Source organism: Bacillus sp. DJP31 (assembly GCF_049310945.1).
GTDB lineage: Bacteria > Bacillota > Bacilli > Bacillales > SA4 > Bacillus_BS.
This window is the reverse complement of sequence record NZ_JBMERO010000001.1, coordinates 278,510-297,629: the sequence shown is the minus strand read 5'-3', so window position 1 is coordinate 297,629 and position 19,120 is coordinate 278,510. Positions and strand designations below refer to the sequence as shown.

General features: G+C 38.0%; 21 protein-coding genes. All 21 read left to right on the top strand.

Translation table 11 applies throughout. From position 1 onward, the window contains the following. Nucleotides 1-183 precede the first annotated feature (183 nt). The 21 genes from fapR to ACOI1C_RS01430 all read left to right on the top strand — a co-directional run bounded on the left by fapR (nt 184) and on the right by ACOI1C_RS01430 (nt 18,989). Nucleotides 184-765, top strand: coding sequence for a transcription factor FapR (gene fapR, locus ACOI1C_RS01530; RefSeq protein ID WP_422507284.1), 582 nt, complete (start codon nt 184-186; stop codon nt 763-765). A gap of 34 nt (nt 766-799) precedes the next feature. Then, the gene (plsX, locus tag ACOI1C_RS01525) at nt 800-1,786 is read left to right on the top strand and encodes a phosphate acyltransferase PlsX (protein WP_422507282.1); all 987 of its coding nucleotides are present in this window, start codon (nt 800-802) and stop codon (nt 1,784-1,786) included. Between the two features lie 26 nt (nt 1,787-1,812). Beyond that, the gene (fabD, locus tag ACOI1C_RS01520; RefSeq protein WP_422507280.1) at nt 1,813-2,757 is read left to right on the top strand and encodes an ACP S-malonyltransferase; all 945 of its coding nucleotides are present in this window, start codon (nt 1,813-1,815) and stop codon (nt 2,755-2,757) included. Further along, a complete protein-coding gene (fabG, locus tag ACOI1C_RS01515; RefSeq protein ID WP_422507278.1) occupies nt 2,758-3,498 on the top strand; it encodes a 3-oxoacyl-[acyl-carrier-protein] reductase in 741 nt (246 codons plus the stop codon). Nucleotides 3,499-3,606: 108 nt separating this feature from the next. Then, a complete protein-coding gene (gene acpP / locus ACOI1C_RS01510; protein ID WP_422507277.1) occupies nt 3,607-3,840 on the top strand; it encodes an acyl carrier protein in 234 nt (77 codons plus the stop codon). 116 nt (nt 3,841-3,956) lie between these two features. Continuing rightward, complete coding sequence (gene rnc, locus ACOI1C_RS01505) at nt 3,957-4,682, top strand: ribonuclease III (RefSeq protein ID WP_422507275.1); 726 nt, start codon at nt 3,957-3,959, stop codon at nt 4,680-4,682. Between the two features lie 166 nt (nt 4,683-4,848). After that, complete coding sequence (gene smc, locus ACOI1C_RS01500) at nt 4,849-8,418, top strand: chromosome segregation protein SMC (RefSeq protein WP_422507273.1); 3,570 nt, start codon at nt 4,849-4,851, stop codon at nt 8,416-8,418. Nucleotides 8,419-8,440: 22 nt separating this feature from the next. Beyond that, nucleotides 8,441-9,442: a signal recognition particle-docking protein FtsY gene (gene ftsY / locus ACOI1C_RS01495; RefSeq protein WP_422507271.1), complete on the top strand. Its 1,002-nt coding sequence runs from the start codon at nt 8,441-8,443 to the stop codon at nt 9,440-9,442. Between the two features lie 104 nt (nt 9,443-9,546). Continuing rightward, a complete protein-coding gene (locus ACOI1C_RS01490) occupies nt 9,547-9,867 on the top strand; it encodes a putative DNA-binding protein (RefSeq protein WP_422507269.1) in 321 nt (106 codons plus the stop codon). 13 nt (nt 9,868-9,880) lie between these two features. After that, complete coding sequence (gene ffh, locus ACOI1C_RS01485) at nt 9,881-11,230, top strand: signal recognition particle protein (protein WP_422507267.1); 1,350 nt, start codon at nt 9,881-9,883, stop codon at nt 11,228-11,230. A 587-nt stretch (nt 11,231-11,817) separates the two neighbouring features. Then, nucleotides 11,818-12,090, top strand: a complete 273-nt coding sequence (rpsP, locus tag ACOI1C_RS01480; protein ID WP_422507265.1) for a 30S ribosomal protein S16 — start codon at nt 11,818-11,820, stop codon at nt 12,088-12,090. Between the two features lie 14 nt (nt 12,091-12,104). After that, nucleotides 12,105-12,332, top strand: a complete 228-nt coding sequence (locus ACOI1C_RS01475; RefSeq protein ID WP_422507263.1) for a KH domain-containing protein — start codon at nt 12,105-12,107, stop codon at nt 12,330-12,332. A gap of 137 nt (nt 12,333-12,469) precedes the next feature. After that, a complete protein-coding gene (locus ACOI1C_RS01470; protein ID WP_422507622.1) occupies nt 12,470-12,847 on the top strand; it encodes a YlqD family protein in 378 nt (125 codons plus the stop codon). 12 nt (nt 12,848-12,859) lie between these two features. Beyond that, nucleotides 12,860-13,378: a ribosome maturation factor RimM gene (gene rimM / locus ACOI1C_RS01465; protein WP_422507261.1), complete on the top strand. Its 519-nt coding sequence runs from the start codon at nt 12,860-12,862 to the stop codon at nt 13,376-13,378. Beyond that, nucleotides 13,378-14,115 (top strand): tRNA (guanosine(37)-N1)-methyltransferase TrmD, encoded by a 738-nt coding sequence (trmD, locus tag ACOI1C_RS01460; RefSeq protein ID WP_422507620.1) that lies wholly within the window; start codon nt 13,378-13,380, stop codon nt 14,113-14,115. Before rimM ends, trmD begins: the two co-directional genes overlap by 1 nt. A 142-nt stretch (nt 14,116-14,257) precedes the next feature. Next, on the top strand, nt 14,258-14,602 hold the full coding sequence (gene rplS / locus ACOI1C_RS01455; protein WP_422507259.1) for a 50S ribosomal protein L19: 345 nt from the start codon (nt 14,258-14,260) through the stop codon (nt 14,600-14,602). Nucleotides 14,603-14,666: 64 nt separating this feature from the next. Continuing rightward, on the top strand, nt 14,667-15,218 hold the full coding sequence (gene lepB / locus ACOI1C_RS01450) for a signal peptidase I (protein ID WP_422507257.1): 552 nt from the start codon (nt 14,667-14,669) through the stop codon (nt 15,216-15,218). A 93-nt stretch (nt 15,219-15,311) separates the two neighbouring features. Beyond that, nucleotides 15,312-16,181, top strand: a complete 870-nt coding sequence (ylqF, locus tag ACOI1C_RS01445) for a ribosome biogenesis GTPase YlqF (RefSeq protein WP_422507255.1) — start codon at nt 15,312-15,314, stop codon at nt 16,179-16,181. Nucleotides 16,182-16,241: 60 nt separating this feature from the next. After that, nucleotides 16,242-17,015 (top strand): ribonuclease HII, encoded by a 774-nt coding sequence (locus ACOI1C_RS01440; RefSeq protein ID WP_422507253.1) that lies wholly within the window; start codon nt 16,242-16,244, stop codon nt 17,013-17,015. A gap of 13 nt (nt 17,016-17,028) precedes the next feature. After that, complete coding sequence (locus ACOI1C_RS01435) at nt 17,029-18,702, top strand: hypothetical protein (protein WP_422507251.1); 1,674 nt, start codon at nt 17,029-17,031, stop codon at nt 18,700-18,702. Next, nucleotides 18,699-18,989, top strand: a complete 291-nt coding sequence (locus tag ACOI1C_RS01430; RefSeq protein ID WP_422507249.1) for an EscU/YscU/HrcU family type III secretion system export apparatus switch protein — start codon at nt 18,699-18,701, stop codon at nt 18,987-18,989. Before ACOI1C_RS01435 ends, ACOI1C_RS01430 begins: the two co-directional genes overlap by 4 nt. Nucleotides 18,990-19,120: the final 131 nt, after the last annotated feature.

The window sequence follows — 19,120 nt, the reverse complement described above, 5'->3', positions numbered from 1 at the left end:
TTAGACATTTTTTTCGATAGGATTGAGTATTCATTTTTAACATGATTCACCTGAAAACCATTTAAATAGAATTGGTTTTTATTAGGATAGCATAGCTCAAGGAAGCAGAAATGGTTGCATTCTGCTTCTTTAAATTATATACTTCTTTTAGTACCTAGTCTTAATAGCGCGAAGGGTGTCATTATGAAGAGAAATAAAAAAGAGAGGCAGCTCCTACTTCAAGAAACAATCTTAGAGAATCCGTTTATAACTGATGAGGAGTTAGCTGATAGATTTACAGTTAGTATTCAGACTATTCGATTAGACCGACTCGAGCTTTCTATACCTGAGCTACGTGAGAGAATTAAACATGTTGCAGAAAAGCAACTCGATAAAGAAGTTCGTTCTTTGCCCATTGATGAAATTATCGGTGAAATTGTAGACCTTGTTTTAGATGAATCGGCAATTTCAATTTTTGATGTTAAGGAAGAACATGTCTTTAAGAGAAATCAGATTGCTCGTGGTCACCATTTGTTTGCACAAGCCAACTCTTTAGCTGTTGCAGTGATTAATGACGAACTAGCCCTAACAGCCAAGGCAAATATTCATTTTACGCGCCAGGTAAAAGTGGGAGAGCGTCTAATTGCAAAAGCAAAAGTAACTTCTGTTGAAAAAGTGAAGGAACGAACGATCGTTGAGGTAAATAGTTTTGTAGGAAATGAATTAGTTTTTTCAGGGGAGTTTCATATGTTTAGATCAAGCCGTACTGAGCATTATAACGAATAACAAGTAGAACCTGCTTATAAAGGAAGGTAAAAGAGTGAGAATAGCAATTGATGCAATGGGTGGAGATCATGCTCCTAATGAGATTGTTAAGGGTGTTTTACAAGCAGTCCATACATATACAGATATTTCGGTACTACTAATTGGTAATGAAAAGCTCATACAACCATTACTTACATCAAATGAAAGAATTGAAATAATCCATACCGAAGAAGTTATTGAAGCAACAGATGATCCTGTTCGATCCGTTAGAAGAAAAAAGAATGCATCCATGGTTCTTATGGCAAAAGAAGTAAGTGAAAATAGAGCAGATGCCTGTATATCTGCAGGAAACACGGGAGCTTTAATGTCCTCAGGTCTATTTATAATTGGACGAATTGAAGGTATCGATCGCCCAGCATTAGCTCCAACTTTACCAACGATAAATGGGGATGGATTTTTGTTTTTAGATGTAGGTGCTAACGCCGATGCAAAGCCTGAGCATTTACTTCAATATTCTATCATGGGCTCTATCTATGCAGAAAAAGTAAGAGGTATAAAAAAGCCTCGAATCGGTCTACTAAACGTTGGAACAGAAGAAAAAAAAGGTAACGAACTTACTAAAGCGGCGTATGTGTTACTTTCAGAAGCAGATATTCACTTTGTTGGAAACGTAGAAGCTCGTGATTTGCTAAATGGTGTGGCAGATGTAGTCGTAACAGACGGTTTTACAGGTAATGTGACTCTAAAGACGATAGAAGGCACAGCCTTATCTGTATTTTCAATGTTGAAAACAGCTTTATCGAGTAGTCTTTCAACTAAATTAGCTGCTGCCGTTTTAAAGCCTAAATTAGTAGGATTAAAAAAAATAATGGACTATTCCGAGTATGGTGGAGCGGGTTTATTTGGTCTTAAAGCACCTGTCATTAAGGCACATGGATCCTCAAACGCTAACGCAATATTCCATGCCATTAGACAAACGAGAGAAATGCTTCAAAATCAGGTTACTGAAACGATTGCAACAGCTGTAAAAGCTAAAGAGTAGAGAAGATATAGAGAGGGGAAAAGCATATGAGTAAAATTGCGTTTATTTTTCCTGGACAAGGCTCTCAGAGTGTTGGAATGGGGAAGCAGTTAGCTGACCTTTACCCTGAGGTTCAAACCATATTTACTATAGCAGATGAGAAATTGGGGATTTCCTTGTCCTCCATTATTTTTGAGGGACCGACTGAAAAATTAATCTTAACTGTTAATACACAGCCAGCTCTTTTGACAACAAGTATGGCCATTTATGAGAAGTTTAAACAATCTGGAATTGTGCCAGATTTTGTTGCGGGACATAGCTTAGGTGAATATACCGCTCTAGTTGCTGCTGGAAGTATCTCTTTTGAAGATGCCGTTTATGCAGTTAGAAAACGCGGTGAGTTTATGGAAGAAGCTGTTCCAGCTGGGCTTGGAGCAATGGCTGCAGTATTAGGACTGGAAATGGAGATGCTGGAACAAGTGACTACTTCAGTTACGAATGAGGGTCATTCTGTTCAACTCGCAAACCTAAACTGTCCAGGGCAGATTGTGATTTCCGGCACTGCAAAAGGGGTGGAAATGGCATCGGTTCGTGCGAAGGAAAATGGTGCTAGACTTGTAATACCTCTTGAAGTAAGTGGTCCATTCCATTCTTCTCTCATGATGCCTGCTGCAGAAAGACTTAAAGAAGTGTTAAATGGTATAGAAATTCTTGAAGCAAAAGTACCTGTCATTGCGAATGTTACGGCTCTGCCAATGAACGGGTCAGATGAGATAAAAGAAAAACTAATACAACAACTTTACTCGCCAGTAAGATGGCAGCAATCTGTTGAAAAACTGATTGAACTAGGAGTAGGGACCTTTATTGAAATTGGACCTGGTAAAGTACTATCGGGACTAGTGAAAAAAGTGGACCGCTCGATCAAAACGTATGCTGTTTCTGATGAAGAATCTTTACGAAAAGCGATTGACGCGGTAAAGGGGGAAATGTAGATGTTGACTGGAAAAGTAGCCCTTGTAACAGGTGCATCGAGAGGAATCGGAAGAGCGATAGCAATAGAGTTGGCAGAGAAGGGTGCAACAGTTGTTGTTAACTTCTCTGGAAGTGAAGCAAAAGCAAACGCGGTCGTTGATGAGATTAAAACACTTGGTAGAGAAGCAATCGCGTTTCAAGCAGATGTATCAAATAATGAATCTGTCACACTAATGGTGAAGTCTGTTATCGACACATTCGGTCGTTTGGATATACTTGTTAATAATGCAGGAATTACAAGAGACAACCTATTGATGAGAATGAAGGAAGAAGAATGGGATGCCGTGATTAACACGAATCTTAAGGGTGTGTTTCATTGTATGAAAGCAGTGACTAGGCAAATGATGAAGCAAAGAAGTGGGAAAATCATCAACATTGCTTCCATTGTCGGTGTTAGTGGGAACCCAGGTCAAGCAAATTACGTTGCTGCAAAAGCTGGTGTCATTGGTTTAACGAAGACTGTAGCAAAAGAACTTTCAACTCGTAACATTAATGTAAACGCTGTTGCACCAGGCTTTATTTCGACAGATATGACAGAAGAACTGCCAGAAGAGGTAAAAACTGAAATGCTAAAACAAATTCCATTAGCACGGTTTGGCGAACCGCAGGATATTGCAAAGGTAGTTTCATTCCTTGCTTCAGAGGATAGTAAATACATCACAGGTCAAACACTTCATGTTGATGGTGGAATGGTGATGTAAGTTTAAAGGTTAGAAAAAAAGGAACTAAGGTAATGAAATATCGTTACTGATAAAACTAGTTTTTTTTACTGGAATTAACTATAATGATTTGAGGGGAGGTGAACGACAATGGCAGAAGTTTTAGAACGAGTAACAAAAATTATCGTTGATCGTCTTGGAGTAGATGAGACTGAAGTAAAGTTTGAATCTAAATTCAAGGAAGATTTAGGTGCAGATTCCCTAGATGTAGTAGAACTTGTTATGGAACTAGAGGATGAGTTTGATATGGAAATCTCTGATGAGGATGCTGAAAAGATTACAACAGTTGGAGATGCTGTTACTTACATACAAGGTACCCTTTAATAGACACATTACCATTTAAACAAAGAAAGTCCCTTATAAATACGGGACTTTCCTAGCTTTTAGGGACACTAAAGTGAGTGAAGAGCATATGTATTTTAGGCCTGGAGGAAGGTTTCATGAAATCTACAAATAAAAAGTCATTTAGTGCACAGAAGACAGCCTTTCATGCCTTTCAAGAACAAATAGGCATTAATTTTCAAAATGAAAAGCTATTATTTCAGGCTTTTACCCATTCATCGTATGTGAATGAGCATCGTAGAAGACCGTTTGAAGACAATGAACGGCTTGAATTTTTAGGAGATGCTGTTTTAGAGCTGACTGTTTCCAAGTTTTTATTTGAGACCTATCCAATGATGAGTGAAGGTGAATTAACAAAACTAAGAGCATCAATTGTTTGTGAGCCTTCATTAGTCCAATTTGCGATTGATTTTCATTTTGGTGAACTCATTTTACTTGGAAAAGGAGAAGAACTCACAGGTGGTAGAGCACGTCCAGCACTTCTCGCCGATGTGTTTGAGGCCTTCATTGGTGCCTTGTATTTAGATCAAGGAATCAATACTGTGTGGCAGTTTTTGGAACTGGTCATTTTCCCGAAAATTCAAAAGGGTGCTTTTTCTCATGTGATGGACTATAAAAGTCAGTTACAAGAGCTTATTCAGCGTGATGGCAGTGGTGTAATCGAATACAAAGTACTTCAGGAAAAAGGTCCTGCACATAACAGAGTCTTTGAATCCCGTGTATACTTAAACAGTGAGACCCTGGGAACTGGCATTGGAAAATCAAAAAAAGAGGCAGAGCAGCAAGCAGCTCAAATGGCTCTACAAACACTATTAGATATCTAGTCTCATTTCTAATAGGGATACTTCTACTATCTATTTTTTGCAAATTAAAGGAATCCCTTGAAAATAAGGGATTCCTTATTCGTTTTGTGATAAAATCAAGCATAAGTGAATTTGTTTTTACTATTAAAATTGAATGTAAATAGAGCTTATTTAGGAGGGGAATTAGATGTTCCTCAAACGTTTAGATATTGTAGGTTTTAAATCATTTGCAGAGCGTGTTTCCATTGATTTCGTTCCTGGTGTGACTTCTGTAGTTGGACCAAATGGTAGTGGGAAAAGTAATATCACGGATGCGATACGTTGGGTACTTGGTGAGCAGTCGGCCAAGTCTCTTCGAGGTGCAAAAATGGAAGATATTATTTTTGTAGGAAGTGATTCTAGGAAGGCTCTAAATGTTGCGGAGGTAACTTTAACTCTAGATAATGAAGATCAATTTCTTCCAATTGATTATCACGAGGTTAGTATAACTAGAAGAGTCTATCGATCGGGTGACTCTGAGTTCTATATCAATAAGCAATCTTGTAGATTAAAAGATATTGTTGATTTATTTATGGATTCGGGACTAGGACGCGAGGCTTTTTCTATCATTTCACAAGGTAAAGTAGAAGAGATTTTAAGTAGCAAAGCCGAAGAAAGAAGAACGATTTTTGAAGAAGCAGCTGGCGTGTTAAAATATAAAACACGTAAAAAGAAAGCTGAATATAAGCTTGCTGAAACACAGGAGAATTTAAATCGAATCGAAGATATTTTACATGAGTTAGAGAATCAAGTGGAACCATTAAAAGTACAGTCATCACTTGCCAAGGAATTTCTAGAGAAAAAAGAAGAGTTAGAGAAAATCGAAGTGGCACTAACGGTTTTCGAAATTGAAGATCTTCACACTAAGTGGGAATCTCTTCAAAAGTTACTAGAAGAGTATAAAGACAAGGAGATCCAATTAGGTTCTACCATTCAAACTGAAGAAGCACAAATTGAGAACCTTCGAGACAATGTTCGTGATCTAGACGCTTCCATTTCACAGCTTCAAGAAGTTCTATTGCTGGCAATAGAAGATTTAGAGAAGGTTGAAGGGCGAAAAGAAGTACTAAGAGAAAGAAAAAAGAATGCCTCTCAAAATCGTCATCAACTAGAAAGTTTAGTTGCAGAAAATGAAGTGAGATCAGCTAGTTATAAAGAGCTCCTTAAACAAGAGATGATACGATTACATGAGCTAAGGGAAAAAGTGAAATCTTTAAAGACTGAACTTGATATGAAAGACAAGATTTACAGTGCTTTTTCCGAAAATATTGAGGAACAATTAGATAATAGTAAAAGTGAATATATTGAGCAATTAAATGAACAAGCAGCAAGAAGGAATGAAATTTCTTATATAGACGAGCAATTTAAGCAACAGCAGATTAAAAACGAAAGACTCTACAGCTCTAATGAAAAATATGTTGGTAGGCGTAAAGAATTAGAGCAAAAAAAAACAGAGATAGAAAAGCAATTAATTGGCATGCAAATCCAAGTAAATGAACAGATTGATGAATATAGAAAACTTCAACTTAAGCTTGAAAAGAGTAAAGAGGATTATCAAAAGAAAGAAACAATGCTGTATCAAGCCTATCAAGTATTGCAACAAACGAAATCAAGAAAAGAAGCTTTAGAAGAAATGCAAGAAGACTACTCAGGCTTTTTTCAAGGTGTAAAGGAAGTCTTAAAAGCACGTGATCATAAACTTGATGGAATACATGGGGCTATCGCTGAACTCATAAAAGTCCCGAAAAAGTATGAGATAGCGTTAGAAATCGCGCTTGGTGCCTCGATGCAGCATATCGTTGTTGATCAAGAATCTAATGCAAGAATGGCTATACAATTTTTAAAGCAAAACCATTACGGTAGAGCAACGTTTTTACCATTAACTGCTATAACAAGTAAAAAAATACCCGAAGATGTAGTCAGACGAGTTCATGTACATGATGCATTTATAGGTGTAGCCTCTGACTTATTAACATTTGATGCAAAATATGCTAATGTCGTGGGAAGCTTATTGGGAAATGTAATCATTACAACCGACTTAAAGGGCGCAAACGAGCTTGCGAAGCTTATTAATTATCGATATCGTTTAGTTACGTTAGATGGAGATGTTGTAAGCCCTGGAGGAGCAATGACTGGTGGTGCTATCAAGCAAAAGTCTAGTTCTATATTAGGTAGACAAAGTGACTTAGAACTGCTAACAATCCAGCATAAAGAGATGGAAGACAAGACTGCGAAGCTTGAGGATTATGTGAAAAAAGCAAAAAAAACAATTGTAGACGAAGAGACGTTACTAAACGAAGTTAGAGCAAGTGGTGAAGAACTTCGCTACCGTGAACAAAGTATTAAGGCCAGTATTCGAGAGATTGAAGTAGAGGAAAAGAGTTTAAACGAACGATTATCCATGTATGACTATGAAAAGGAACTAAATACATCTGATACTCAGGATATGAGTAAGCGTAAGGAAACAATTCAATTTCAGCTTATATCCATAGGCAAAAATATCATTCGTTTAAATGAAGAAATTAAACGATTAACTGAGCTCAAGACACAGCAACAATTCTCTAAAGAAACAGTACAAACGGAGATTACAAACATTCGCGTAGAACTAGCGGAAAATCGACAAGCACTTTCTAATCAACAAGAAAAAGTCAATCGACTTCAACAAGACTTAACAGAAACAGATCGGTTACTGCTAACCACGAAAGAGGACTTACAATTTCTATCAGATGAAATGACTTCTAGTTTGTCTGGTGAAGAGCAGTTAGAGAATCTATCTAAACAAAAACTACAGGATAAAAACGACACGATCTTACTTATTTCTGAGAGACGTGAAGAACGCCTCCAGCTTCAAACTAAGATAGAGGACACTGAGCATGAATTGAAGGAAATAAGACGTCAATATAAGCAATTTATAGAAATGAACAAAGATGAGGAAGTCAAGTGTAATCGGTTAGATGTAGAATTAGAAAACCGATTAAATCATCTTTCAGAAGAATACACGCTCACCTTTGAAGCTGCGAAAGAAAAATTCCCTCTTACTGTTGAGTATCAGGAAGCTAGAAAAAAGGTAAAACTAATTAAGATGGCTATTGATGAGCTTGGAGCAGTGAATCTTGGTGCTATCGAGGAGTATGAGCGAGTATCCGAACGCCATCACTTCTTGCTTGAGCAGAAGACTGACTTAGTGGAAGCAAAAGATACCCTTTATAGAGTGATTGATGAAATGGACGAAGAAATGACGAGACGATTTGAATCAACCTTCACAAGCATTCGTTCACATTTTGAACAAGTATTCCAATCATTGTTCGGTGGAGGAAGAGCTGATTTACGTTTAACAAACCCAGAAGATCTTCTCAATACAGGTGTAGATATAGTTGCGCAACCACCCGGAAAAAAATCACAGAACTTAAGTCTCCTATCGGGCGGAGAACGGGCACTCACAGCTATTGCATTATTATTTTCAATCTTAAAGGTACGCCCTGTTCCATTTTGCATTTTAGATGAGGTCGAAGCTGCTCTAGATGATGCAAACGTGCACCGCTTTGGACTATACTTAAAGAAATTTAGTAAGGAAACACAGTTCATTGTTATCACTCACCGTAAAGGTACAATGGAAGAAAGTGATGTATTATACGGTGTTACGATGCAGGAATCTGGAGTATCAAAGCTTGTATCTGTAAGATTAGGGGGTTCGAAAGACCTTGTTGGGATTAAGTGACCGTAGAAAAGAGGGAAAAAGAATGAGCTTCTTTAAAAAATTAAAAGAAAAAATTTCAAAACAAACAGATTCAGTTACAGAGAAGTTTAAAGAAGGGTTAACGAAGACAAGGAACTCATTTGCTGAACGTGTGAATGATTTAGTTTACCGATACAGAAAGATAGATGAGGACTTTTTTGAAGAATTAGAGGAAATCTTAATTTCGGCTGATGTCGGTGTTACAACCGTTATGGATTTAATTGATGAACTAAAAGACGAAGTGAAGAAACAAAATTTACAGGACCCTCGCGAAGTGCAATCCATGATTTCTGAAAAGCTTGTGGAGATTTATAAAGGAGATGACCGTGGAACTGAAGGACTTAACCTACAGGAAAATGGTTTAACCGTTGTATTAGTTGTGGGTGTGAATGGTGTAGGAAAAACAACTTCAATTGGTAAACTTGCACATAAGCTTAAACTAGATGGAAAAAAGGTAATGTTAGCAGCAGGTGATACGTTTAGAGCGGGAGCCATTGAACAATTAGAGGTATGGGGAGAAAGAGTCGGAGTAGAGGTTATTAAGCAATCAGCAGGTTCAGACCCAGCAGCAGTTGTGTATGATGCATTGCATGCGTCAATATCCCGCAATGTCGACGTCTTGCTTTGTGACACAGCGGGTCGATTGCAAAACAAAGTGAATTTGATGAAAGAGTTAGAGAAAGTGAAGCGAGTAATTGAACGGGAAGTTCCGGGAGCCCCTCATGAAGTGCTTCTTGTCTTAGATGCAACAACGGGTCAAAATGCGATGAGTCAAGCAAAAACCTTCACTGAAGCAACAGATGTTACTGGAATTGTCTTAACAAAATTAGATGGTACAGCAAAAGGTGGAATTGTTCTAGCCATTCGTAATGAGCTTAAGACTCCTGTAAAATTTGTAGGTCTGGGTGAAAAAATGGACGATCTCCAAGAATTTGATGCTGAGCAATTTGTATACGGTATATTTAGTGAAATGCTAGAACAATCAGAGGATAATGAAGAGAACTGAACATGAAAAACCCTTTAAGTCAAGTCAAATAACTTGACACTCGATTCTTCGTCATGTAAGATGTTGTTTTGTAAAGGTAATTTACTTAACAAGGGGGAGAATTCATGCTTGAAAAAACAACAAGAATGAACCTTCTGATGGATTTCTATCAATCCCTGCTTACACCAAAGCAGCGAAGCTATATGGAGTTTTATTACTTAGATGATTACTCCTTAGGAGAAATTGCCGATGAATATAAGATTAGTCGACAAGCAGTCTATGACAATATTAAGCGAACTGAAACAATGCTAGAAGAATATGAATTGAAATTGCTTTTGCTTTCGAAGTTTCAAAAGAGGCAAAACATTATTCTTAAATGTAGGGAAGCGATACTGAATCAGTCCGAATTATCAGTATTGTTCGAGGAACTTGAGGAATTAGATTAGGGGGCGGCCATAAATGGCATTTGAAGGATTAGCCGACCGGTTACAAAGTACAATTCAGAAAATAAAAGGCAAAGGTAAAGTTTCTGAGACTGATGTTAAAGAGATGATGCGAGAGGTTCGTCTAGCCCTTCTTGAGGCAGATGTTAACTTCAAAGTTGTAAAAGACTTTGTCAAGAAGGTTGCCGAGCGATCAGTTGGAATTGAGGTTATGAAAAGTCTAACCCCTGGTCAGCAAGTGATTAAGGTAGTTCAAGAAGAACTAACGACACTAATGGGTGGAGAGCAAAGCAAGATTGCAGTGTCTAGTCGTCCACCAACTGTTATCATGATGGTTGGTCTTCAAGGTGCTGGTAAAACGACTACAACTGGTAAGCTTGCCAATATGCTGAGGAAGAAGTACAACAAAAACCCGATGCTTGTTGCAGCAGATATATACCGACCTGCTGCTATTACACAGTTAGAAACTCTCGGTAAACAGCTAAGTATTCCTGTGTTTTCATTAGGAGACCAAGTAAGTCCAGTTGAAATAGCAAAGCAAGCCATTGACCATGCAAAAAAAGAACATTATGACTATGTAATAATTGATACCGCTGGTAGACTTCACATTGACGAAAATCTCATGGCTGAGCTAAAAGACGTAAAAGAACTAGTGAAGCCAGACGAGATCTTCTTAGTCGTTGATGCAATGACAGGTCAAGACGCAGTTAATGTTGCACAAAGTTTTAATGAACAGCTCACGATTACGGGTGTTGTGTTAACAAAGCTTGATGGAGATACACGCGGTGGGGCGGCCTTATCAGTTAAGGCTGTTACGAATGTTCCGATTAAATTTGTTGGTTTAGGTGAGAAAATGGATGCAATTGAACCTTTTCACCCTGAACGAATGGCTTCACGTATACTTGGTATGGGAGACGTCCTCACTCTTATTGAGAAAGCTCAAGCATCAGTCGATGTAGAGAAAGCGAAGGAACTAGAGCAGAAAATGCGGACAATGTCCTTCACTTTTGATGATTTCTTAGATCAGCTTTCTCAGGTTAGAAGTATGGGCCCGTTAGATGAAATTCTAGGGATGCTTCCAGGTGCGAGTAAAATGAAAGGCCTCAAAAACATGCAAGTTGACGAAAAGCAAATTAGTCATGTTGAGGCAATCATTAAGTCAATGACAAAAAAAGAAAAGGTCCAACCTGAGATCATTAATGCCAGTAGAAAAAAGAGAATTGCGAAAGGTAGTGGAACTTCTGTGCAGGAAGTCAACCGTTTACTAAAGCAATTCGAGGATATGAAAAAGATGATGAAGCAAATGACGGGTATGCAAAAAGGGAAGAAAAAAGGTAAGTTTGGATTTAAGCCTCCTTTTATGTAATCCCAGATCATTTTCTGTGCATGGGTTGATCGAGGTGCTTTAGCATCTCTTTGTCTGTTGCCCTAGCTTCAGCACCCAGTTCCCCGAGGTCAAATAACCTGAAACAAATAAAAGGTAAAGTGCGCCCTTTTCTTTGTTTCAGAACATTTGCTTGTCGGAACTAACCGGGGTGCTTCAGCTTTTCTATGAGTTGCCCTAGCTTCAGCACCCAGTTCCTCGAGGTCAAATAACCTGAAACAAATAAAAGGGAAAGTGCGCCCTTTTCTTTGTTTCAGAACATTTGCTTGTCGGAACTAACCGGGGTGCTTCAGCTTTTCTATGAGTGTTGCCCTAGCTTCAGCACCCAGTTCCTCGAGGTCAAATAACCTGAAACAAATAAAAGGTAAAGTGCGCCCTTTTCTTTGTTTCAGAACATTTGCTTGTCGGAACTAACCGGGGTGCTTCAGCTTTTCTTGTGGGGTGTTAAGAAAAAATACTTTACAAACATTTTGCTTACTGATATTATATTATTTGTTGTCAATTAACAGGATAATGTATATATCCAAAATTAAATTTGATAGTAAAAAAATCCGGAGGTGCTATATAAAATGGCAGTAAAAATTCGTTTAAAGCGTATGGGTTCAAAGAAGACTCCTTTCTATCGTGTAGTTGTAGCTGATTCTCGTGCTCCACGTGACGGTCGTTTCATTGAAGAGATCGGAACTTACAATCCAGTAGCTGCACCAGCAATTGTTCAAATTAACGAAACTCAAGCTCTTAAATGGTTACAGGATGGGGCAAAGCCGTCTGACACAGTTCGTAACCTATTTTCAAAGCAAGGAATCATGGAAAAGTACCACAATCTAAGAAACAGTAAGTAATGAATGTGGTTATGATGAAGGGTTTAATTGAAACGATCGTTATGCCTATAGTTGATTATCCAGAAGATGTTGTCATAACAGAAGTTGAAGACAACTTCACTATTACGTATAAGCTTACTGTTCATAAAGAAGACGTAGGCAAAATAATTGGGAAAAACGGACGAGTTGCTAAAGCTATCCGTTCGGTTATCTACTCTTCTACATTACAAAGTAATAAACGTATACATCTAGATATTCAATAAGAGCTATGTACGTTTCAAATCAAGCTGCTGTCCCAAAGGGTGCAGATGCTAAAACCAAAAGGGTGAGGATTTTCCTCTCCCTTTTTTTAATATATAGAAGAGATTTCTAGTCTGACTTGTACAAGGGAGGCAAAATGTTGAAAATCCTTCAGACCGTTACGATTAAACAAGTCCTTACTGAAAAGAGTAAGCAAGACCTTTATGAGCATTTCTCTTTACAGAAGCTACAGCTACAGAAAGAGTGTGAGCAGCTAAGATTTGAACGGAAAAGAATGGAGTCCAATAAAAAGCTTTTGACCTCACAATTTCAAATGCACGAAGACGAAATTTCCTTGAGAAAAGAATCAATGAAGAACTTAGATTTTAAGATTGAACAATTACATATGCTACCACTAGGCAGTGAAATTAAACAGAAAGAAATCCAAGGAGTAATAGATGTGAAAATTGGAGATCAGTGGGATGCGATTGAAAAAACGATTGTTGTCAAAGAGGGTAAAGTTGTAGATATCAGATAGAGGTGAGTAAACATGAAGAAATGGTTCAATGTAGGTAAAATTGTTAACACCCATGGAATTAAGGGCGAGATCCGAGTTATTTCTTCAACGGATTTTCCAAATGAACGGTATGCAATAGGAAATCCTTTGTATATATTTTTTAAGGATCAAACAGAACCAATCGAACTGATTGTAGAAACCCATCGTGTTCATAAAAATTTTAACTTGTTAACCTTTGAAGGGTATCCAAATGTTAACGACGTGGAAAGATTTAAAGGCTCGATTTTAAAAGTACCAGAGGATCAGCAAGGGGACCTTGATGAGGGTGAATTTTATTACCATGAAATTATTGGGTGCAGTGTTAAAACGAATGATGGGCAGATCATCGGGGAAGTGATAGAGATTATTTCTACAGGTGCAAATGATGTATGGGTTGTTAAGCGGGAAGGTGAGAAGGATGTCCTCATTCCTTATATTAAAGAAGTAGTAGAAGAAATTGATATCGATCTAAAGGAAATAACAATTCACCTTATGGAAGGATTGCTTTCTTGATGAGAATTCATATCCTCTCTTTGTTCCCAGAGATGTTTACTGGGGTCTTGCAGCATTCTATGATGAAAATTGCTCAAGAAAAAAGGGCAGTCGAAATCTCCGTAGTGAACTTTAGGGACTATTCATCTAATAAGCATAAGAGTGTTGATGATTATCCTTACGGTGGTGGTGCTGGGATGGTGCTGACTCCTCAGCCTGTTTTTGATGCCGTAAAAGCCCTTGTAGGTCTTTCACCTAAGAAGCCACGTGTTATACTTATGTGTCCTCAGGGGGAGCGTTACAATCAAAAAAAAGCTGAAGAACTTGCAAATGAAGAGCATCTAGTATTTATTTGCGGGCACTATGAGGGCTATGATGAGCGAATTAGAGCGAACTTAGTCACAGATGAGATTTCCATTGGGGATTATGTGTTAACCGGTGGAGAATTGGCCTCTATGGTCATTGTAGATAGTGTTGTAAGGTTATTACCTGATGTTCTAGGAAATGAGACATCCCACATAAAGGATTCATTTAGCACTGGATATTTAGAGCATCCTCAATATACGAGACCGGCTGATTTTCGTGGTTTAATGGTTCCGGAGATCCTTATGTCAGGGAATCATAAAAAGGTGGATGAATGGAGATCAAAAGAGTCACTAAAAAGAACTTTTTTGAGAAGACCTGATTTGATTTCTGAAGAAAACCTTTCGTCCGAACAAAAAAAATGGCTTCTTGAATTTCGAAAAGAACTTGTCTAGCTATTGCAACACTTAGCGAAATATGTTAAGATATCTCTTGTGACTTAGGCTGTACAATGCCATTTGTCTGTTATAACGGTGTTCCGCTGCAATGATAAATTATGGCACTGTAATGAACATCTGTTGGAAGGAGTTGAAAACGATGCAAAAGTTGCTTGAAGATATCGCAAAAGACCAATTAAAGTCTGATTTACCAGCGTTCCGTTCTGGAGACACTGTACGTATACACGTTAAAGTTGTCGAAGGTACTCGTGAGCGTATCCAGCTTTTTGAAGGTGTTGTGATTAAGCGTCGTGGCGGTGGAATTAGTGAAACATTCACAGTTCGTAAGATTTCTTACGGAGTTGGTGTTGAACGAACATTCCCAGTCCATTCACCTAAAATTGCGCTAATTGAAGTTATTCGTCGTGGTAAAGTACGCCGTGCGAAGCTATACTATTTACGCAATCTACGTGGTAAAGCTGCGCGTATTAAAGAGATTCGATAGAAGAAAAAAGGAGCTTGAGTATCAAGCTCCTTTTTTAAACGAAAAAATGTTGGAGGAACTAAAGATGACGCGTCAAAAGAGCGAAGCTTGGGAATGGATAAAAGCACTTGCGATTGCAGTTATACTTGCCGCTGTCATTCGCTACTTTCTATTTGCACCGATTGTTGTAGACGGACTTTCCATGATGCCAAACCTCCATGATCAGAACAGAATGATTGTTAATAAACTAAGTTATTCAATTGGAGAGCCAAAGCGCTTTGATATAGTTGTTTTTCATGCACCAGAACAAAAAGATTATATTAAACGAGTCATTGGGCTTCCAGGAGATCATGTTGAATATAAAAATGATATTTTATACATAAATGGTGAACCAGTTGAAGAACCTTACCTAGAAGGAGCAAAGATGGAAATTGTCGATGCACCGTTAACGTTTGACTTTGAACTGGAGGAACTAAGGGGTCAAAAAGCAGTCCCTGAAGGTCACCTTTTTGTTATGGGAGACAATAGGCGTTTTAGTAAAGATAGTAGAAGTATAGGTTTTATAGCCATGGAAGAAGTAATAGGTAAAACGAGTATTGTTTATTGGCCAATTTCAGACTTTCAATACATTAAATAGATAAAGTTTGAAGGGAGGAGTATCACTCGTTCCTTTCTTTATTTTAATAAATTCAGCAAAAAAACGTTTCAACACAAATAGGTGGTGCTTTACTTGACAATACAATGGTTTCCTGGTCATATGGCCAAAGCAAGAAGACAAGTACAAGAAAAATTAAAATTAATTGATGTGGTTGTGGAGTTAGCGGATGCTAGAATACCTAATTCATCACGTAACCCAATGATTGATGAAATTGTTTCTAATAAGCCGAGGTTGATGCTTTTAAATAAAGCGGACCTTGCTGATGATCGTAAATCAAATGAGTGGATTCATTATTTTCAGAGTAAAGGTATTAAAACGATTGCCATAGATGCACAAAGTGGTAACGGATTGAAGCAAATTATTACTGGATGCCAAGAACTTGTTCACGATAAGTGGGAGAGAATGAGAGCAAAAGGTATTAAGCCAAGAGCAATACGTGTCTTAATCGTCGGAATACCAAATGTAGGGAAATCAACACTAATAAACAAATTGGCAAAGCGAAATCTTGCGAAAACAGGAGATCGACCAGGTGTTACGACTGCTCAGCAATGGATAAAAGTTGGAACCGAGCTTGAATTACTGGATACTCCTGGAATACTGTGGCCAAAATTTGAAGATCAAATGGTAGGGAAACGTTTGGCAGCGACAGGAGCAATAAAGGATACGATTTTAAACCTACAGGAAGTAGCTATATATGCTCTGAATTTCCTCACAACTCATTATCCTTCTGAATTGATAAATCGTTATGATCTAAAAGAAATTCCGGAAGATATCGTGTCTTTATTTGATGAGATCGGTAAACGTAGAGGCTGTTTGGCAGGCGGAGGCTTAATAGATTATGACAAAACATCTGAATTAATCCTTCGTGAGCTTAGAGGCGGAAGACTTGGAAAACTAACACTTGAAACTCCCAAGGATTGGGAAACGAAGAAAGACCTGTAGATTCAGGTCTTTATTTTTTTGAGAAAAAACCGATATAAGTAACAAGGAGAGGTTTATTCAATGCAGAAGTATTCAATTCACCAGATTGCCAGCATGCTTGAGGAATCTACTATAGATCACGAGTTCATAAGAAAACTTAAAAAGGACCCTAGAAAAGGGGTTTTAAAGCTTATTGAAAAAAGGGAAAAACAAGAATCTCACATAAAAGAACAACAGACTAAGCTTGATGAAATGTCTAAATACGAGAAAGATTTGTATGAGAATGGTTTTGAAATGATAGCTGGGGTAGATGAGGTTGGACGAGGACCTTTAGCAGGACCAGTTTTGGCAGCCGCCGTTATACTTCCCAAACATTTTAGCGTATTAGGTATCAATGATTCTAAGCAATTATCACATGAGAAAAGAGAAGAATACTTTCATCTCATTGGGGAACAGGCAATTAGTATTGGTATAGGTATGATTCCTTCGTATCAAGTTGATGAGGTCAACATTTACGAAGCAACTAAATTAGCCATGATACAAGCAATTACACGGCTTGATCCATTACCTCATTTTCTTTTAATCGATGCAATGAAGCTTGAACTAGATATTCCGCAGCTTTCTATTGTGAAGGGTGATGAGAAAAGTGTCTCAATTGCAGCGGCATCAATTGTTGCGAAAGTCGTAAGAGATCGATATATGAGAAAACTAGGGGAGGAATACCCAAATTACGGGTTTCAATCTCACATGGGTTATGGAACAAAGCAACATTTAGAGGCGATTTCTAACTTTGGAATAATTTCAGAGCATCGGCGTTCTTTCTCTCCGATTAAAGAGGTCCTTGCCAGTAGCTAAGGAGTAATGATGTATGAATCCAATCCAAGTAATGCAGTCAATATTGAGATCGGATCGTACAAATCGGTCGCATGAATTAACCATAAGACCTGGGCAACTATTACATGGACGAGTCGAAAAGTTGTTTCCAAATCAAACAGCACTTATTCAAATCGGATCAATGAAATTGTATGCTCATATTGACGTTTCCTTAGAAGCTTTGGAACGGTATTGGTTTGAGGCTCAGCCGGATCAAAACGGAGAGGTACATTTGAAGGTGTTAGAGACAAAAAATTCAGGACGTTCCAATATAAATGACTTGGGAAGCACTTTACTTACCCAATTCCAGCTACCAGATACAAAGAAAAATCAGCAGCTCGTAAAATTTCTTATCTCAAAGGAGTTGCCATTTTCAAAAGAACATGTAACAAAGGGCTCCCAATGGCTAACTAGCAAACAAGATTTCCAAAAAGGATTAACAGCGATAGAGATGATGATAAAAAGAGAGTTACCTGTCACAAATCAAACGTTTAAATCGTTAGTAGCTTTTCAAAGCTCAAGCTCAATTGCAACGCAACTACTACAAGTAACGGAATGGCTTGGAAGTGATAAGCTAAAGCAATCAGAGACAACTCAGCAATTAAAAAGCCAACTACATAAGTTAGTAGGAGCTGTCACAGTAGAACAGGGTCAGAAGGTCGTGAGTGAATTGGTTAAGTTATGGTTGTCTCCAACATCTACAGTATCGGAACAACAATCCTCCTTTCGATTGCTTCAAAAGCTAGAACTACTACCAAAGAGTTTTTCACTTGAACAATCACTTCAATCGGTTGCCAAGCAGTTAAACATAGAATGGACAGGACACTCAACGATTGCGCGTCTGAGTAGCGATAATAGATCACAGTTCGCTGAATCGTTTGTTCATAAATTCCCTAGCCAGCAACAAAATAAATTTCCTCTACTAATACAGGAGCTCCTTCAAAATCCCTCGCAAAGTATTGGAGAGGATGAGCTCGCTCTTATTAAGCAAGTGCGAACAGAACTAATGCCTAAGAGTGTTCAATTAGAAAATGGGACAGAAGTCAAACAACTGTTTAAGCAAATGATTTACTCATTAGGTCTAGATTATGAGAATGAATTAGGAAAATGGTCAAAAGCTAATTTTGAAGCAATGGATGAACTTGATTCACTAAAACCATTATTAATTAAAGCGATGAGCGAGCTAGGGACCAGTGGTAGAGAACTAGAACCACTGTTAAATCGGTTAACAGGGATACAGATGCTGTCTCAAGAGACAAATGGTCCATTGCAACAGCTTTTTATGCAGTTCCCTCTAGCGCTAGGTGATAAGCTGTCTGACGTTACCCTTCAGTGGAGTGGTCGAAATAAAAAAGATGGTCAAATAGATTCGAGTTTTTGTAGAATTTTATTTTACTTGGATTTGCAGAACATAAAGCAAACCGTTATCGATATGCATGTACAAAATAGGATTGTCAATATTACCATTTTCAATCATACAGAAGGAATGGAATCCTCAGTCTCAAGACAGCAATTGGAACTAAAAGATCAGTTAGGTAACTTGGGCTACACTCTCTCATCAGTTAAAGTTACGGATCATTCTTTGTTGAAGAATGATCAAGATGATCAAATACAGACCCACTCACTATTTACTAGGGATAGCTATCAAGGGGTGGATATCAAGATATGAAAAGTGAAAAGGGCGAGAAGCGATCTTCAGCATTGGCGTTATCCTATGATTCGAAAAACCAATCAGCTCCGAAGGTCGTTGCAAAAGGGAAGGGATTGACAGCTGAAAATATCATACAAAAAGCAAAAGAGCATAACGTTCCGATCCAAGAGGATTCCTCATTAGTGGAACTCTTAAGTCAGCTCCAAATAAATGAATCAATCCCCGAAGAACTTTATCAAGCCGTAGCTGAAGTATTTGCATTTGTATATCGTGTGGATCAACAATTCAAAAAGTCTACTCTTTAGTTGGGTAGACTATTTAATGCTTGACTAGTCTAAAAACCCAGTTTTTCAACTTAACCAAAAGTGATTGTATTATTTAAAAATTCCAACATTTTAATCACGAGCAATAAATACCCGCTAATGGTAGACAAGGT

Coding starts and splice junctions, on each gene's coding strand:
- fapR (WP_422507284.1), top strand. CDS start 184: ATGAAGAGAAATAAAAAAGAGAGGCAGCTCCTACTTCAAGAAACAATC.
- fabD (WP_422507280.1), top strand. CDS start 1,813: ATGAGTAAAATTGCGTTTATTTTTCCTGGACAAGGCTCTCAGAGTGTT.
- fabG (WP_422507278.1), top strand. CDS start 2,758: ATGTTGACTGGAAAAGTAGCCCTTGTAACAGGTGCATCGAGAGGAATC.
- acpP (WP_422507277.1), top strand. CDS start 3,607: ATGGCAGAAGTTTTAGAACGAGTAACAAAAATTATCGTTGATCGTCTT.
- rnc (WP_422507275.1), top strand. CDS start 3,957: ATGAAATCTACAAATAAAAAGTCATTTAGTGCACAGAAGACAGCCTTT.
- smc (WP_422507273.1), top strand. CDS start 4,849: ATGTTCCTCAAACGTTTAGATATTGTAGGTTTTAAATCATTTGCAGAG.
- ftsY (WP_422507271.1), top strand. CDS start 8,441: ATGAGCTTCTTTAAAAAATTAAAAGAAAAAATTTCAAAACAAACAGAT.
- ACOI1C_RS01490 (WP_422507269.1), top strand. CDS start 9,547: ATGCTTGAAAAAACAACAAGAATGAACCTTCTGATGGATTTCTATCAA.
- ffh (WP_422507267.1), top strand. CDS start 9,881: ATGGCATTTGAAGGATTAGCCGACCGGTTACAAAGTACAATTCAGAAA.
- rpsP (WP_422507265.1), top strand. CDS start 11,818: ATGGCAGTAAAAATTCGTTTAAAGCGTATGGGTTCAAAGAAGACTCCT.
- ACOI1C_RS01475 (WP_422507263.1), top strand. CDS start 12,105: ATGAAGGGTTTAATTGAAACGATCGTTATGCCTATAGTTGATTATCCA.
- rimM (WP_422507261.1), top strand. CDS start 12,860: ATGAAGAAATGGTTCAATGTAGGTAAAATTGTTAACACCCATGGAATT.
- trmD (WP_422507620.1), top strand. CDS start 13,378: ATGAGAATTCATATCCTCTCTTTGTTCCCAGAGATGTTTACTGGGGTC.
- rplS (WP_422507259.1), top strand. CDS start 14,258: ATGCAAAAGTTGCTTGAAGATATCGCAAAAGACCAATTAAAGTCTGAT.
- lepB (WP_422507257.1), top strand. CDS start 14,667: ATGACGCGTCAAAAGAGCGAAGCTTGGGAATGGATAAAAGCACTTGCG.
- ACOI1C_RS01440 (WP_422507253.1), top strand. CDS start 16,242: ATGCAGAAGTATTCAATTCACCAGATTGCCAGCATGCTTGAGGAATCT.
- ACOI1C_RS01435 (WP_422507251.1), top strand. CDS start 17,029: ATGAATCCAATCCAAGTAATGCAGTCAATATTGAGATCGGATCGTACA.
- ACOI1C_RS01430 (WP_422507249.1), top strand. CDS start 18,699: ATGAAAAGTGAAAAGGGCGAGAAGCGATCTTCAGCATTGGCGTTATCC.